Genomic DNA, 15614 nt, shown 5'->3' with positions numbered 1-15614 from the left:
TCTAGGAGTCTGTTTACAAAGTTTTAGCTTTTCCTCTAAGAACGTGTTTGAAAAGCCCCCCTGACCCGCCAAATTTGGGGGGAAACAGAGGCAAAGTCCCTGAGTATTGCCGGAGCTTTAGGGGGCAAAACAAGACTTTACAAACAGGCTCTAAATACTCCAGTGCTTAAAAAAAATGTCTGGTTTTACAAAAAAACAGGGGCTAGGGCGAACTTTTAAAGCATATCCTAAAGCTTCTTGACTATGATTCTAGCAAATGAAAAAAGGTTTGCGTCCAAAGCCTTGTTTAAAAACGGCTTATTTTCCGAGCTCTAGTGGATAGATCAGAATCAAGCAAGAGGAGTTTGAATCTAAATATCAACTAGTCGGTGCTCAAAATGCAAACTTCGGTTGTTCCATCTAATCTGCAACAATTGCCCGTCTTGATGCGTCAATGGAAGTCCTGTTGTTGGCCCAGATATTTGATGCTCGAATCCGTCGCCGATATTTTTAACACCGGAGCAAAATATGTTATTCCCTTTTTGCTCTGTGGCATTCCCTTTTATGGCCTAGTAGTCAAAAAAGTCAAAGTTTACGAAGTTTTTGTCGATGGAGCCCAGGAAGGTTTCACCATTGCCGTGCGCATTATTCCTTTCCTGGTGGCTATGCTAGTGGCGATCGCCATGTTTCGAGCTTCCGGCATGCTGGATCTGTTGCTGACGGTGCTTAGTCCAGTATTAAGCTTGATCAATTTTCCGCCCGATAACTTGCTTTTGGCCTTAATGCGTCCCCTTTCCGGCAGTGGTTCCTTTGGCTTGTTTGCGGATTTGGTGAAGGAACATGGCCCGGATTCTCTCACTGCTAAAACTGCGGCCACTATGTTTGGCTCTACGGAAACCACCTTTTACGTACTGGCGGTTTACTTTGGCTCAGTGGGCATTAAAAAAATTCGCTATGCCCTTCTGGCGGGGTTAATGGCCGACGTAGTGGGCATTTTTTCGGCGGTTTATATCTGCCAATTTTTGTTTGGTTAATGCTTATTGAATTAAACCAAACCCAGTTAATTTGCCATGGTATTTTGGCAAGCTTGGGCACAGAGATCCGCCACTTGCAAAGCATATAAACTTGCATCTAAATCCACGTAGAGGGGTTTACCCGTGGTTAAATAATCCAACACCCCTTCCGTATCCTGTTTGAACAGTCCCCGACGACTACCAACGGTAATTTCAGTTTCCGTTTGGGACTGAATTAGCTTCCCTGTTTCCCCGACGAAAATCAGAGTACCTCGATCGCCGTGGAGGGTAAAAGTCCGCTCGCTCTGATGAAACACTTCCCCTTTGCCGTAGATAACCTCCGCTTTTAAGCCACAGTCAAACTGAAGATAAGCTGTTGCTAAACAAGCGCGAAAATAATCTGGATCAGGTTGGGTCCAAAAACGACATTGGGCATCCACTTTCTGCACCGTACCGAATAAATCGGTGAATCGGCTGATGCGGGACAGGGCCGCCACCAGGGGAAAGCCGAATTGTTGATGGTGATAAGTCCAGCGCTGGGGAGCAGGATTTTGTCCCATGATGGTGCTGTAGCGGGCGTAGAAAACCTCGCCAATTTTGCCTAGGTTTTGGCGAATGGCTTGGTGTACTCCCCCCAACAGTTCAATATGTTCCACATGGAGTAATTTGTCCTTTTCCTGGGCTAATTGTTGTAATTTTTTGCCCATGGCATAGGTCAGAGCCAGGGGATATTCCAACACCACATGCTTGCCCGCCTGCAAGGCCGCTTCGGCGATCGCCCCGTGGAGCTGGTTAATGGTGGCAATGAGTACTAAATCTATCCCTGGGTCATTAACCAATTCCTGCCAAGATTGCCGGGGACTAACCCCAAAAGTATCCGCAAATTTAGCCGTATTGGCCTCACTGTTCCCCCAAAAGCTGACCAACCGACTACGGCGATCGCCTTGGAAAACTTCCGCTCGGCGTTGGGCCGCATAGCCAGTACCGACAATTCCTACCCGCACCGGCGTAGCAACAGCAAAATTTTCAGACATAGTACCTTGGGAAAAATCAAACAAGACCGGTTCAATCGATAGCTGCGAACTTGTCAGAGCTATTCCGTCAAGCCGTGTTGCAGGGCAAAACGAACCAACTCAGTGCGGCTATTGGTACCAGTTTTGGTAAATAAACGACTTACATACTTTTCGACGTTGCGGACACTGGTCTTTAACTGGGCCGCAATTTCCTTATTCATTAAGCCCTGGGAAACCAAATCCAAAACGCTCTGTTCCCTGGGGGTAAAATCCAGCTTGATCGGCGATGGGGTGGTGTGGATGCCACTGGGTTGGCCAATTTGCTCCTTCAAGGCGCGGATTTCTTGGTAAATTTCCTGCAGCTTAGCCGACTCACTGCCCGCATCGCTACTGGCCTGTTGGCGGGCTAGCAAATTGCGGACGATCGCCTCCAACTCATCGGGGTCAAAGGGCTTGGATAGAAAAGCGTCACAGCCAGTTTGATAACCCTGAATGCGATCGCCAGTCATACCGCGGGCCGTCAGGAACACCACCGGCAGGGATTGGAAGCGGGCATCTTCTCGGAGCTTTTGCAAAAACTGATAACCATCCACCTGGGGCATCATAATGTCGGAAATTACCAAGGCGGGCAAATGGTGCTGGAGGTAGTCCCAAGCTTCTGTGGCATTGGCTGCTAAGTCCACCTTAAAATCACCACTATCTTCTAGGAATGCCTGCACGGATTCCCGTACACCGGGTTCATCATCAACTAACAACAGGGAAATGGGTTCTGCCATGGCGGTAATGCAGTCATGCAAAGGGAAACAGGGCCGTTTGGTAGGAGGCGATCGTAGCAGGTTGCCAGACTGGCTGATTCCTCCCCCCATCAGCCTATCACGGGGGATAAACTCAGGAAAAACTAGCCTTTGGGGCATTAAACCCCAACCTATCCAGGGTTGGGTCGATCCATCCTAAGAAACCGTTGAAAAAACTCCATGCCAGTCCCTAAAGTTTGCTGGGGCTGGTCATCGCCCAAAAATTAAGGGTGTGGAAAAGCTTTTTGAACAGACTCTTAGGTAAAATCGCCCCTGTTAAAATGGCAAATAGTGAAAATTTCTGTAAATCCTTGCTAATGCGTATTTGGAGACGATGAAATATCCCACCTGGTTACGCCGCATCGGCGGTTACTTATTGGCTTTTGCAGTGGGCACTGCTTTTGGTATCGTCAATTTGCCCCATGGGGTGGCAGCGGCGGACGACTTGACCCCAACTTCCATGGTCACAGCCCAGGCATCGGTGCCCATTAGTACAGAAAGCTTTGTGTCGGCGGCCGTATCCCGTTCTGGACCAGCGGTGGTGCGCATTGACACGGAAACGGTGGTAACCCGTCGCACCGACCCCATTTTGGATGATCCATTTTTCCAGGAATTTTTTGGTAGATCTTTCCCTGTGCCTCCTCGAGAAAGACGCATTGCTGGCCAAGGTAGTGGCTTCATTATCGACAACAGCGGCATCATCCTCACCAATGCCCATGTAGTGAATAGCGCTAGTAAAGTGGTGGTGACTCTGCGGGATGGTCGTACCTTTGACGGCCAAGTGCGGGGCACCGATGAAGTGACAGATTTGGCCGTGGTGAAAATTGAGCCCCAGGGTTCCGCCCTACCAGTGGCCCCCCTTGGCACTTCCGGTAATCTCCAAGTGGGGGATTGGGCGATCGCCGTGGGTAATCCGGTGGGACTGGATAACACAGTTACCCTGGGAATTATTAGCACCCTTGGGCGATCGGCTGCCCAGGCGGGGATTCCTGATAAGCGGGTGGAATTTATCCAAACTGACGCCGCCATTAACCCTGGTAATTCCGGTGGCCCTTTGCTCAATGCCCGGGGAGAAGTGATTGGTATTAATACCGCCATCCGAGCTGATGCCACTGGGATTGGGTTTGCCATTCCCATTGATCAAGCTAAAGCGATCCAAAATACTCTCGCCGCTGGTGGTACGGTCCCCCATCCCTACATTGGGGTGCAAATGATGAATATCACGGTGGACCAAGCCCAGCAAAATAATCGTAATCCCAACTCCCCTTTCATTATTCCGGAAGTGAATGGCATTTTGGTAATGCAGGTACTCCCTGGAACCCCTGCTGAAAGGGCCGGTATCCGTCGGGGAGATGTAATTGTGGCGGTGGACGGTACCCCCATTAGCGATGGTGCCCGCCTCCAGCGCATAGTAGAACAAGCCGGTCTAAACAAAGCTCTCAAACTTGAACTGCTCCGAGGCGATCGCCGTTTAAGCCTAACCGTACAAACTGCCCAACTTCGTAATCCCACCAGTTAAGTTTCCCGTACCTCACCCATCCAACTTTCACCATGAAAAGACGTTACCTTTTAGAAGTAGGCACCGCCTCCCTAGGGGGCATCTGGCTCTCTCAGTATTTAGGATCCGCCCAGTCGAAACAACAGCAACCTCTACCCATGACTAAGACTCAAGAAACCTTCCCCATCACCAAAACCGATGCCGAGTGGCAAGCCCAGTTGAGCCCGGAAGCTTACAAAGTGTTGCGTAAACATGGCACCGAACGGGCCGGCAGTAGTCCCCTGGACAAAAACTACAAAGCCGGTATTTATGAGTGTGCGGGTTGCGGCACCCCCATGTTTACCTCGGAAACTAAATTTGACTCTGGTACGGGCTGGCCCAGTTTTTACCAACCCATTGAAGGGGCAGTGGGCTACACCACCGACCGCTCCTTTTTTATGACCCGCACCGAAGTCCATTGCAGTCAGTGCGGCGGCCATCTAGGTCACGTTTTTGACGATGGCCCCCAACCCACCGGCAAGCGCTATTGTATGAACGGTGTTTCCCTCAAATTTGTCGGAGCTTAAAACTAGTTTTTATGGCGATCAGTACCGTCTAAACTGCATAGAAGTTCCATTGCTAGGATTGGTGAACAGTGTAATTTTTTAACAATCTGTTGACCATTCCTATGCGACTTGCAAAACCCCCATAGACTATGAACAGTCATCCCCTCCTCAAATTCGAAGTTTCTCAACTCAGCATCGCTGAACGCATTCAACTTGCGGAAGACCTCTGGGACAGCATTTTGGATTGTGACGATAAGTTATTTTTGATGGATGCTCAAAAGCAAGAGCTTGATAGCAGATTGGCAAACTATCAACAGGACACGACCACTGGATCAAGTTGGGATGAAGTGAGACAAAGACTTGGTATTTCTCAATGACTTACAGAATTATCATAAAAAAACATAAAATCTATTCTTCTCTGAAATAAATATGTAACACTTATTTTTCCCTTTCTTTCAAAAATTTTACCCTTACCACTAGTTTTGTAATTCCGTGGCCTCTCACCGTTCCCAACCCCACTCCGTTCGCCGTTATCAGAAAGTTAAGCCCCGCCAATCTTCTAAGGGCGGTTTGGTGATGGGAATGATACTGCTGGGTTTGGTGGGGGGAGCCATGTGGTATTTCAGCCCCAGCGGTGGTTCCAAAAGTTTGCCGCCCGTTAACCTAGGGGCGATCGCCGATAAGTTGCCCCAGGGCATTAACCCCAAAACCCTTGTAGTAACCCAACGGGTGGACAATCCCATTGCCGGTAATACTGCATCTTTTTCTGGAGATGGAGGAGAAAGGTTAGATAATTTGGCTCGTACAATTGTTTACCAAGGTAATTCCGTTAAAGAATTGGCTGCCTTAATCAGTCCCTTGGCCAACAATGACTGGGAAAAAGCCCGCTTAGCCTATAGCTGGATTACCCAAAATATTGCCTACGACGTGCCCATGGCCGAAACCCGCAACATTGATGACCTCCGACCGGAGACGGTGCTTGCTCGGGGGGAAACCATCTGCTCTGGTTACTCCAATTTGTATCAGGCCCTGGCTAAGGAATTGGGGCTAGACGTGGTAATTATTGAAGGCTTTGCCAAAGGGGGAGATGTAATTGTGGGGGATGACCCCGACGTTAACCATGCTTGGAATGGGGTCAGCATTGACGGCCAATGGTATTTACTTGATACCACCTGGGGAGCGGGCATTGTTAATGACGGTAAATTTGAGGCTAAATTTAACCCGACCTATTTCGCCACGCCGCCGGAACAGTTAATTGTTAGCCACTTTCCCCGGGAAAGCCAATGGCAGTTACTGTCCCAAACCTACGATCGCCAAACGTTTGATACCATGCCAGCCCTCACCCCCAGATTTTTCCGAGATGGCATTGCGTTGGTCAGTCACAAGAAAAATAACATTGTGGCCGGCGGGGATTTGGAAGTGACCCTCCGCACAGGTAGCGATGTGCAAGTGCTGGCCCAATTGATGGATAACAACGGCCAGCCCCTGGATAAGCAATATACCCTCAGCCAAAATCACCGGGGGCAGGTGACAGTCAATGCCGCCTTTCCCCAACCAGGAGATTATCAGTTATTAATTCTGAGCAAAAATTCCCAGGAAGAAACCTATTACCAGGCGATCGCCTACGATGTGACCGCCCAGGGAGTAGGACAACAATTTCCCCGCACCTATGGGACGTTTAGCGAAAAGCAAGTGCGATTAATTTCTCCCCTGGGGCGGACTTTACCCCAAAACCAGGCCAGCTATTTCCAGATTCAAGTGCCGGGGGCAGAAACAGTGGTATTGGTGGACGAAAATCGAAGGGAACTAATTCCCCTTAATCGCACAGGAGATATTTTCACCGGCTCGGAGATCATTAGCTTTGATAACGTAACCGTAGCGGCCCACTTTCCCGGCAGTAACCAGTTTTGGAGCTTACTGGAATACGATTAGTTAGCTCGTGTTGTAGTTGTAAAAGCTGCCCTAACCCAGGGAGGCCAGGGGGTCAGGAATGGTATCGGAGGGCGCTTCAAATTCCCCGATTAAAACGTATTCCAACCGCAGTTTTACCCAAACAATAAAAGACTTATTAGTGGAAATAATCGCTACATTTTTTTCGGGAGCTTTTGTCTTCGCTTCTGTCAGTTCCGGTGCATTGATAAAGGCTGGTTGAATTACTTGCCAAAAGTCAATTTCCTTATTTTTTTCAGCATAATCCCGCCGCCGTTCTTTGAGTACTTCTTCAAAGGGTTCCTCTTCCAGGAGAAACTTCTGACTTGCCAAAGCGTAATAATAGGTAGCCATATAACTTGTTTTATAACTAATAAATACTAACTGACTATGCCAATGGAGAGGGCTGTTAATGCCCAACTTTCCACCCTACCATGGGCTTGACGCTAAAATGGCAGGCCCAACATGGCCAATTTCATTTCCCGCACCGCCCTTTCTATACCTACCAGAATGGCTCGGCTCATGATGCTGTGGCCAATGTTCAATTCTTCCATGCCCGGTAATTCCGCCACAGGGCGCACATTCCAATAGGTCAGTCCATGGCCGGCATTGATGCGTAGCCCCAGTTCCAGCGCAATATCACAGGCGATCGCCAGGGTGCCCAATTCATGGGCTTGGTCGTCGGCAGTGGGGGCATTGGCATATTTACCCGTATGCAGTTCGATAAATTTGGCTCCAGTTTGGGCGGCGGCTTTTAGTTGGGGAGGATCACCATCAATGAAGAGGCTGACGGGGATATTTTGCCCTTGCAGTTGGTCTACTACTCCAGCTAGATAACTCAAATTACCGGCCACATCTAGGCCCCCTTCCGTGGTGACCTCTTCCCGCCGTTCCGGTACGAGGGTGACGTAGTCTGGCTTTAATTGGAGGGCAATTTCCACCATTTCCTTGGTGGCAGCCATCTCTAGGTTTAAATGGGTACGCACCGTTTGGCGCAATATTTCCACGTCTCGTTCTTGGATGTGGCGACGATCCTCCCGTAAATGGGCGGTAATGCCATCGGCTCCAGCTAGTTCGGCCAACACAGCGGCGGCGATCGGGTCTGGCTCCACCGTTTGACGGGCTTGGCGAATAGTGGCTACGTGATCGATGTTGACCCCCAATGTTAGCAAGGCAAACCTCTCAATGATTTTGTTGATCTAAGCAGACTTACTATTTTAAGGGAATTTACGGCCAATCCCTAGTTGCAGTCATAGTCCATGGCATCGGTGGAAATGTCTGATTTAATAGGGGGGTTGGCATAGTATCCCCCTTGCAGAGATCGGTATGGAAATTGGTGTTCCCAAGGAAATTAAAGACCAGGAATTTCGGGTGGGGCTGACCCCCAGTAGTGTGCGAGCATTGGTGGCCCAGGGCCATGAGGTCTTTGTGGAACAAGGGGCCGGAGTAGGTTCTGGTTTCCCCGATGGGGCCTATGCAAAGGTGGGAGCCCATTTGGTGGCAACGGCCAAAGAAGCTTGGCAGAGGGAATTGGTGGTGAAGGTGAAAGAGCCTCTACCCAGGGAATATGAATATTTAACCCTGCCGAAGTTGTTGTTCACCTATCTCCATTTAGCAGCGGAACGTGCCCTGACCGAAGCTCTAATTAAATCCGGCATTACGGCGATCGCCTACGAAACGGTGGAACTAGCCAATGGTCAATTGCCGTTGTTGGCTCCCATGAGTCGCATTGCCGGGCGGTTGGCGGTGCAAATGGGGGCCCATTACCTGGAAAAGCAACAGGGTGGCCGGGGAGTTTTATTGGGGGGCGTGCCCGGAGTCAAAGCAGGACAAGTGACTATCCTCGGGGGCGGCGTTGTCGGTACGGAGGCGGCCAAAATGGCGATCGGGCTGGGGGCCATGGTAACTATTTTGGACGTTAATGTGGATCGTTTAAACCAATTAGGAGAATTGTTCGGCTCCAGGGTGGATCTGCGCTATAGCAATGCCAGCGAGATTGATAATTTACTACCCCACACCGATTTGTTAATTGGAGCGGTGTTGGTAACTGGAAAAAAAGCCCCTGTGCTGGTCTCCCGATCCCAAGTGGAGCAAATGTTACCAGGGGCAGTAATTATGGATGTGGCGATCGACCAAGGGGGCTGTGTAGAAACCTTACGGGTAACATCCCACAGTGAGCCCAGTTATGTGGAGGTGGGGATAGTCCATGTGGGTATTCCCAATATGCCTGGAGCCGCTCCCTGGACAGCTACCCAAGCTTTAAATAACAGTACTTTGCCCTATGTGTTGAAACTGGCCAATCTAGGGGAAAAAGCTTGGGAAAATGATTTACCCTTAGCCAAGGGAGTTAATGTCCAAGCAGGAAAATTAGTGCAATCGGCGGTGCAAACTGTCTTCCCTGATCTGTAATGGCTAGTTTAGATCAACAGGATTTGCCCCTAGCGAATACGCTGAAAAACCTTGCCCAACAGCGGGACACGCCTTTTTACGCACCGGGCCATAAACGGGGTCAGGGTATTGCCCCTGGATTCAAACAATGGCTAGGGCCAGCCCTGTTTCAAGCTGACTTGCCGGAATTACCAGAGTTGGACAATCTCTTTGCTCCCAGTGGGGCGATCGCCAAGGCCCAAGAGTTAGCGGCGGACTTATGGGGAGCAGAACGAACCTGGTTTTCCGTTAACGGTTCTACGGCAGGCATTGTGGCGGCAATTTTGGCCACCTGTGGGGATGGGGATAAAATTCTTCTGCCTCGGAATGTGCACCAAGCGGCGATCGCCGGAGTCATCCATGCCGGAGCCGTACCAATATTTTTAGAACCGGAAGTTAACCCCGATTGGGATTTGGCCCTGGGAATTAGGTCAGAAACCCTGAGCAAAGCATTACAAGAACATGGGGATGCGAAAGCGGTATTTTTGCTCCATCCTACCTACCATGGCGTTGTAGGAGACCTACAAAAATTAATTGAGTTAAGTCATGGAGTTAACCTGCCAGTCATTGTTGATGAAGCCCACGGTGCCCATTTTGCTTTCCATCCATCCTTACCTAGACCCGCTCTAGAATTAGGGGCAGATATTGTCATTCAATCCACCCATAAGATGTTGGGCGCTTTAAGCCAGTGCGCCATGGTCCACGTCCAAGGTAATTTGATTAACACCCAAAGAATTGGCCAATGTTTACAATTAATTCAATCCACCAGCCCCAGTTATATTTTACTCGCCTCCCTCGATAGTGCCCGGCACCAAATGGCCAATGTTGGTCGGGAAATGATGGCAGAAGTGTGGGAATTTACCCTCCATTACCGACAACAATTAAAGCAAATTACTGGACTAAATTTATTAGAAATTGCTCAACCTAGCCCCGGAGCTTTGACTCTCGATCCCACCCGCATCACTGTGGATGTTACCCCCTGGGGAATGTCAGGATTTGAGTTAGATGATCTGTTGCGGGAAAAGTTTCAAATTACGGCGGAACTGCCCACCCTAAGACAACTAAGTTTCATTGTCAGCATTGGCAATCAAGCCCAGGATTTAGCTCGTTTATTGCAAGCCTTAACTCGATTGGCTCCCACAAATTTTCAACAACCTTTTCACTTAACTTTACCTGCGTTACCTAGTACAAACCTGGCTATGATTCCCCGTCGGGCGGCCTACAATGCCCAAAAATTGGTACCAGTTAATGAAGCCATTGGGCAAATTAGTGCCGGTCTGCTTTGTCCCTATCCCCCCGGTATTCCCGTCCTTGTTCCTGGAGAAATTATCACCCCAGAGGCGATCGCCTTTTTGACAGAAGTTTTAAGTTTAGGCGGTACAATCAGCGGACTGGCTAGTGAGGAATTAACCCATTTAGCTGTGGTAAATTAAACCAAGATTGATAAATTAAAAATCAGAAGTCTTGAACGGCAATGGCAGGTTTACCACTACAAATATCTGGATGGTTATTCGGCTTTGCATATTACTCTTATCCTTCAGAAAGTTACTTTTATTCCATGTTGGCGATCGCCTGTGAAATCAGACTGTCTTATTCTTCGGTTAAATCACTGATGCCAGTAATTGCGTCCAGAATAATCGTTAACTTTGCCTGCAGTTGATTGAATTGATGATCCATTCGATCTAATCGTGATTCTAGATGATCAAATGATCAAACTGATCAAACCGAGCGTCCATATGCTTTTCCATAACCGAAAAGACTTCACTTATACGCCCGTCTGGTTTCACATCTAACTCAAGGGTTTTTATTCTCTCTACAGCATTGATCAATTAACTTCTCAATTGATTGATGTATTTATTTTGTTCCTGTTCGCTCATAGGGCAAACTCCCCTGTTCAGCAGTTGATAAGTTTTATTGATACCCGATCGTAGATGAGATTTTATTGCATATCGGCGATCGCCTGGCGGGCCATAGAAGCAATACCTTGGTCAGTGGCTTTAGGTAATTGATAATATTTACCCCCAGCTTTCTGGGCTAATTCCTTACCGAAGCCGGTGGAAACAAACTTTTTCTCCGTATTGATAACCAACAATTGCATACCTAAACCCCGAATGCGGGCAGCAATTTCCAACAATTCTGCTTTAATATCTGGCTTTTCCCCCTCAGGAATTTCGTCTCCTAGGGAACGGGCTAGAGGTATGTTGCCCCGACCGTCGGTAATGGCCACGATTACCACTTGGCCAATATCCCCGGAGCGTTTGGCATTCATGCCCACATTGACCGCCTGCATTAAGCCGTGGGAAAGGGGAGAACCACCGCCACAGGGCAACGTTTCCAGCCGTTTTTTGGCCATGGCAATGGAGCGGGTGGGGGGCAGGAGAACTTCGGCATTTTCTCCCTGGAAGGGAATGAGGGAAACTTGATCTCGATTTTCGTAGGCTTCCGTGAGCAATTGCATCACTGCCCCTTTAGCAGCCTGCATTCTGTTCAACGCCATGGAGCCGGACGCATCCACCAAAAAGACAATCAATGCCCCCGCTTTCCGTACCAGTTTTTTACCCCGAATATCCCCTTGTTCGACAATTACTTGGCGATCGGGATGGCGTAGGCGGCGGGATTTTTGATAGGGGGAAGCGGCTCGCAATGTAGCATCCACGGCAATGCGGCGTACTTTTCCCTTGGGCAAAATTGGTTTGAGGTAACGACCCCGGTCATCGGAGAAAATTACCGAACGGCTACCGGATTTACCCTGTTTTTGGGCCATCTGGGCAAAGTACAGCACCGACGGATCTAGACTGACCCCTTCCGGATCAAAAATAAATTCTTCCGGGATGCTGGGGGGCTCTTGCTCTGCTTCCGGTTCATTGTCCTTGTCGTCTTCCTTGTCGTCCTGTTGGTCTTCTTGCTCGTCTTCCCCTTCGTCCTGATTTTGGGGCGGTGGGGGGGGCGGTGGCGCCTGGTCTGGGGGAGGGGGATTATCCATCAACACACTGCGGGGCACTATCACTAATTCCACTGCTTGCCGTAGATCATCAGCCTGCACATCACTGCGTCCATCCAAAGCGGCGATCGCCTTAGCTACCCGCATGGCAAACAATTCTCCCCGATGGCCCTGGAGTCCCCCCCGGATCGATTCCTCCACTAAGTAACCCACTTGCTCCGAGGTTAGACTTACTTCCTTGAGCCATTCCCGGGCCAAAATGATGGTGGTTTTGAGGTCGTCCAATTCAGCGTCGTATTGGTCAATAAAACTAATGGGAGAATCGGCATAGGCTAGCACCTGGTCCACCGCTGCTACCCGTTGATCCAATCCCAAAATACCGTCTGCACTCAAGGCGATCGCAATGCGGTCCAGTAAATGTCGCCGCAACGGCCCCTCTTCGGGGTTATAGGTGGCAATCAATAAAGGTTGGCAGGGATGCTGAAAACTAATGCCCTCCCGTTCAATCTGGTTTTTGCCTTCCGTTAGCACCGTTAGTAATTGGTTGGCAATTTGGTCGTCCAACAAATTCAACTCGTCGATATATAAAACTCCCCGGTGGGCCTGGGCCAATAACCCCGGTTGAAATACCGCTTCCCCCTGTTTAACGGATTTTTCCACATCCACCGACCCCAGTAATCGATCTTCCGTTACCCCCAACGGAATTTGGATAAAGGGAGCGGGAATAACTTGGGTTTCCAAGTGATCCAGGGGAACATCGGCAAATTTTTCCAGGGTTTCATCATCCCAAGTGCCAGGATTTTTCGGATCGCACTGGTAACGATTGCCCTTAATAATTTCAATGGGGGGTAACAGGGTGTGAATTGCCCTGGCCATGACCGATTTCGCCGTGCCCCGTCGTCCTGCAATTACAATGCCCCCGAGCCCCGGATCGATCGCCCCTAGTAGTAGGGCTAGTTTGATCGCTTCTTGGCCAACGATCGCCGTAATCGGGAAATTTAAGGGGATAAAAGGGGTCAGGGTGGTCATGGAGAATAAACTTTACCGACGGGAGACATAGTTGAGCAACAAGTTAACATCATCCCTGGTGGGGCAGGACTTCTGCAACTTTTTTCGGATTCATAGAATAATGGGGGTTAACTTGGGCAAAATCTCTAGACTTGTGAACTTTGTGGATGATCTCAGTGAATTTCCCCGCCAGCATCAAAACCATTGGGGAATAACCACCCTAAATAATTGCCGTCCGCCAGGAACTGGGCCCCTATGCTAGTTACCGATACCCTCCTGCTGGACTATAAACGTTGTCAACGCCGGGCCTATCTCAACACCCACGGCTCCAGTGAGGAACGCCGCCCGGAGCGGGATTTTTTGCTCAAACTACGCCAAGAAAGCCAGAGACATATCCAAGAAGTTCTGGAAGAACAGTTTCCCCATTACCGGGAACCGGAAACCCCCACCCACCTAGGCCAGGAGCGGGCCCAGGAAACTAAAACCTTAATGGCCCAGGGAGTGGATTGCATTTTTCGGGGTTATCTTTACCACAGTCTGCCGGTCAATTTAAACACCGACAATAACGGCCATTTGCCAGTACTGGAATTGTTGGGCCATCCCCATCTGTTGGTTAAAATTGCCGGTGAATCCCGTTGGGGCCCCTGGCAATATCGGCCAGTGAGTATCCAGTTAGGCCGTCGGCCAAAACCAGAATACAAGATTTTAGCCGCTTTCTATGCCCAGTTGTTAGCAGTGCATCAGGGATCGTTGCCCCGTTGGGTGGAAATTATTCTGCGGCGGGGTAATTCTTACTCGGTGGATTTGTGGGAATGGTTGCCCCGCTTTCACCAAACCCTAGCCGACTGTGTGCAAACCCTAATTCATCAACGGGAGCCGGAGGTATTTATTTCCCGCCAACGGTGTAATCTCTGCCACTGGTATGACCATTGCTACGCCATTGCCCAGGAGCAGCAACACCTTTCCCTCGTCCCCGGAGTCACCCCCAGCCGCTATGAATCCTTGCAAATGGTGGGAGTCTTGACCATTGACTCCCTAGCCCGACTCCAGGCGGCCCAGGTGGGGGAATTAATGGGCTCGACGATCGCCAGGCAGTTACAGCAACAGGCCTTGGCCTTGGTGGAAAAACGCCCTCTCTTAAAAACCACAGAGGCCGCCCCCCTGCCCCAGGCGACGGTGGAATTATACTTCGACATCGAAGCGGAACCAGAACGAAATTTGGATTATTTGCTGGGGGTAGTGGTGGTGAATCGAGAGGAAAAAACGGAAAAATTCTATGGTTTTTTGGCCCATAATCCAGAAGAAGAAGGCATTATTTGGCAAGAGTTTATTGATTTAATTCAAAGTTATCCCGATGCTCCTATTTATCATTTCTCCGAATATGAACGGGAAACCATCAAGCGCTTGGGTAAACTCTACGGCACACCGCCTAAATTGCGGGAACAAATGTTAGATCAATGCGTAGATTTGCATCACTACGTCACCAACCATGTGATTTGTCCAGTGGAAAGTTATTCCCTCAAATCCTTAGCTAGTTGGTTGGGTTTTCAGTGGCGGGATGCCCAGGCCAGCGGCGACCAATCAGTCTGTTGGTATGATAATTGGTTGACCAGTGGCGATCGCCAATTTTTAGAATTGATTTTGCGTTACAACGAAGATGATTGCCGGGCTACTTGGATATTAAAGGATTGGCTCAGTCAATTTTTAGCAGCGTAGTTTGTTGAACATTCACAGATTTGATCAACGGCTTGGGCAAAATTATTTCAACATCTTCATGGTCAAGGTTAGAATGCCAACCAGTGGACTTATTTTAACTAAGAATGAGGCAGTTATGCTACCATGGGACAAAATAATTCGTCAATTTATCTGTCATCAAAACAATTATGTCCTATAGTCTTGATTTGCGATTGAAGGTTATACAGTTCATAGAAGAAGGCGGTGGTGTAACCAAAGCAGCTAAAACATTCAAAGTCAGCAAGGCAACCATTTATCGTTGGTTGGGCAGGGAAGATTTAGCCCCCACCAAGGTGGAAAATCGCCGCCGAAAAATAGATGTGAAGGAATTAGAAGAAGACGTCGAAAAAAATCCCCACACCCCATTGATCGAAAGGGCTCAAAAGTTTGGTGTGACCCCTGCCACTCTATGCTATAGATTCAAGAAAATGAAAATTACTAGGAGAAAAAATGGCTACTTTATCAAGAAAGAGAGAAAGAAAAACAATGATAATGTCAGGGATAACTAAACAATTGACAGCAAATTTCCAATTAACTTGATACAGATGAAACAGTCACAATACTTACGTAAAAATTTTGCTGTGCTACTCAGATACCTTAGCCGCTCTGTTAAGCATAAATATCCCTCTTCCATCAATCTAGGCAGATGAATGGCAGAATATGTCCCATGAATTGACCAAATATCTTAATCGATCTAGCTCATTAACTTTATTAAAAAGCTTGGTCAACTCAT

The 15614-nt window shown here is 48.9% G+C and carries 14 protein-coding genes; 9 read left to right on the top strand and 5 right to left on the bottom strand.

What is annotated here, in order from left to right; all coding sequences use genetic code 11:
- Window positions 1-377: 377 nt before the first annotated feature.
- Complete coding sequence (locus H6G45_RS06190; protein ID WP_228016674.1) at window positions 378-1013, top strand: spore maturation protein; 636 nt, start codon at window positions 378-380, stop codon at window positions 1011-1013.
- Between the two features lie 26 nt (window positions 1014-1039).
- Here the strand turns inward: H6G45_RS06190 and H6G45_RS06185 are convergent, their stop codons facing one another.
- Both H6G45_RS06185 and rre1 read right to left on the bottom strand, forming a co-directional pair.
- Window positions 1040-2026: a Gfo/Idh/MocA family oxidoreductase gene (locus tag H6G45_RS06185; protein WP_190597595.1), complete on the bottom strand. Its 987-nt coding sequence runs from the start codon at window positions 2024-2026 to the stop codon at window positions 1040-1042.
- A gap of 59 nt (window positions 2027-2085) precedes the next feature.
- Window positions 2086-2781, bottom strand: coding sequence for a two-component system response regulator Rre1 (gene rre1 / locus H6G45_RS06180; protein ID WP_014407067.1), 696 nt, complete (start codon window positions 2779-2781; stop codon window positions 2086-2088).
- A 352-nt stretch (window positions 2782-3133) separates the two neighbouring features.
- On the opposite strand from rre1, the gene H6G45_RS06175 reads away from it, so the two are divergent.
- The 4 genes from H6G45_RS06175 (at window position 3134) to H6G45_RS06160 (ending at window position 6774) form a co-directional block, all read left to right on the top strand.
- Entirely contained in the window at window positions 3134-4318 is a 1185-nt protein-coding gene (locus H6G45_RS06175) for an HhoA/HhoB/HtrA family serine endopeptidase (protein WP_190597594.1), read from the top strand.
- Window positions 4319-4350: 32 nt separating this feature from the next.
- Window positions 4351-4863 (top strand): peptide-methionine (R)-S-oxide reductase MsrB, encoded by a 513-nt coding sequence (msrB, locus tag H6G45_RS06170; protein ID WP_190597593.1) that lies wholly within the window; start codon window positions 4351-4353, stop codon window positions 4861-4863.
- A gap of 128 nt (window positions 4864-4991) precedes the next feature.
- On the top strand, window positions 4992-5219 hold the full coding sequence (locus H6G45_RS06165) for an addiction module protein (RefSeq protein WP_190597592.1): 228 nt from the start codon (window positions 4992-4994) through the stop codon (window positions 5217-5219).
- A 115-nt stretch (window positions 5220-5334) separates the two neighbouring features.
- Window positions 5335-6774, top strand: a complete 1440-nt coding sequence (locus tag H6G45_RS06160; RefSeq protein WP_190597591.1) for a transglutaminase domain-containing protein — start codon at window positions 5335-5337, stop codon at window positions 6772-6774.
- A 30-nt stretch (window positions 6775-6804) separates the two neighbouring features.
- Here H6G45_RS06160 and H6G45_RS06155 read toward each other — a convergent pair whose 3' ends face one another.
- On the bottom strand, window positions 6805-7125 hold the full coding sequence (locus H6G45_RS06155; protein ID WP_190597590.1) for an MgPME-cyclase complex family protein: 321 nt from the start codon (window positions 7123-7125) through the stop codon (window positions 6805-6807).
- Window positions 7126-7217: 92 nt separating this feature from the next.
- Window positions 7218-7943, bottom strand: a complete 726-nt coding sequence (locus H6G45_RS06150; RefSeq protein ID WP_190597588.1) for a pyridoxine 5'-phosphate synthase — start codon at window positions 7941-7943, stop codon at window positions 7218-7220.
- A 154-nt stretch (window positions 7944-8097) separates the two neighbouring features.
- Here H6G45_RS06150 and ald point away from each other — a divergent pair, with 154 nt between their 5' ends.
- A complete protein-coding gene (gene ald / locus H6G45_RS06145) occupies window positions 8098-9180 on the top strand; it encodes an alanine dehydrogenase (RefSeq protein ID WP_190597587.1) in 1083 nt (360 codons plus the stop codon).
- The gene (locus H6G45_RS06140; RefSeq protein ID WP_190597586.1) at window positions 9180-10631 is read left to right on the top strand and encodes an aminotransferase class I/II-fold pyridoxal phosphate-dependent enzyme; all 1452 of its coding nucleotides are present in this window, start codon (window positions 9180-9182) and stop codon (window positions 10629-10631) included. Before ald ends, H6G45_RS06140 begins: the two co-directional genes overlap by 1 nt.
- A gap of 506 nt (window positions 10632-11137) precedes the next feature.
- On the opposite strand, the gene bchD is transcribed toward H6G45_RS06140, so the two are convergent.
- Window positions 11138-13168, bottom strand: a complete 2031-nt coding sequence (bchD, locus tag H6G45_RS06135) for a magnesium chelatase ATPase subunit D (RefSeq protein ID WP_190597584.1) — start codon at window positions 13166-13168, stop codon at window positions 11138-11140.
- Window positions 13169-13402: 234 nt separating this feature from the next.
- On the opposite strand from bchD, the gene H6G45_RS06130 reads away from it, so the two are divergent.
- Together H6G45_RS06130 and H6G45_RS06125 are read left to right on the top strand one after the other, a co-directional pair.
- Window positions 13403-14863 carry a TM0106 family RecB-like putative nuclease gene (locus tag H6G45_RS06130; RefSeq protein WP_190597582.1) on the top strand — a complete coding sequence of 487 codons (1461 nt, stop codon included), beginning with the start codon at window positions 13403-13405 and terminating at the stop codon, window positions 14861-14863.
- 167 nt (window positions 14864-15030) lie between these two features.
- On the top strand, window positions 15031-15390 hold the full coding sequence (locus H6G45_RS06125; RefSeq protein WP_190597581.1) for an IS630 transposase-related protein: 360 nt from the start codon (window positions 15031-15033) through the stop codon (window positions 15388-15390).
- The last annotated feature ends 224 nt before the right edge of the window (window positions 15391-15614 follow it).

The sequence above is a fragment of the Synechocystis sp. FACHB-383 genome, assembly GCF_014698605.1.
Classification (GTDB): Bacteria; Cyanobacteriota; Cyanobacteriia; order Cyanobacteriales; family Microcystaceae; genus Synechocystis; species Synechocystis salina.
This window is presented reverse-complemented; position numbering and strand designations above follow the sequence as displayed.

Coding starts and splice junctions, on each gene's coding strand:
- ald (WP_190597587.1), top strand. CDS start 8,098: ATGGAAATTGGTGTTCCCAAGGAAATTAAAGACCAGGAATTTCGGGTG.
- H6G45_RS06175 (WP_190597594.1), top strand. CDS start 3,134: ATGAAATATCCCACCTGGTTACGCCGCATCGGCGGTTACTTATTGGCT.
- H6G45_RS06140 (WP_190597586.1), top strand. CDS start 9,180: ATGGCTAGTTTAGATCAACAGGATTTGCCCCTAGCGAATACGCTGAAA.
- msrB (WP_190597593.1), top strand. CDS start 4,351: ATGAAAAGACGTTACCTTTTAGAAGTAGGCACCGCCTCCCTAGGGGGC.
- H6G45_RS06165 (WP_190597592.1), top strand. CDS start 4,992: ATGAACAGTCATCCCCTCCTCAAATTCGAAGTTTCTCAACTCAGCATC.
- rre1 (WP_014407067.1), bottom strand. CDS start 2,781: ATGGCAGAACCCATTTCCCTGTTGTTAGTTGATGATGAACCCGGTGTA.
- H6G45_RS06130 (WP_190597582.1), top strand. CDS start 13,403: ATGCTAGTTACCGATACCCTCCTGCTGGACTATAAACGTTGTCAACGC.
- bchD (WP_190597584.1), bottom strand. CDS start 13,168: ATGACCACCCTGACCCCTTTTATCCCCTTAAATTTCCCGATTACGGCG.
- H6G45_RS06185 (WP_190597595.1), bottom strand. CDS start 2,026: ATGTCTGAAAATTTTGCTGTTGCTACGCCGGTGCGGGTAGGAATTGTC.
- H6G45_RS06125 (WP_190597581.1), top strand. CDS start 15,031: ATGTCCTATAGTCTTGATTTGCGATTGAAGGTTATACAGTTCATAGAA.
- H6G45_RS06155 (WP_190597590.1), bottom strand. CDS start 7,125: ATGGCTACCTATTATTACGCTTTGGCAAGTCAGAAGTTTCTCCTGGAA.
- H6G45_RS06190 (WP_228016674.1), top strand. CDS start 378: ATGCAAACTTCGGTTGTTCCATCTAATCTGCAACAATTGCCCGTCTTG.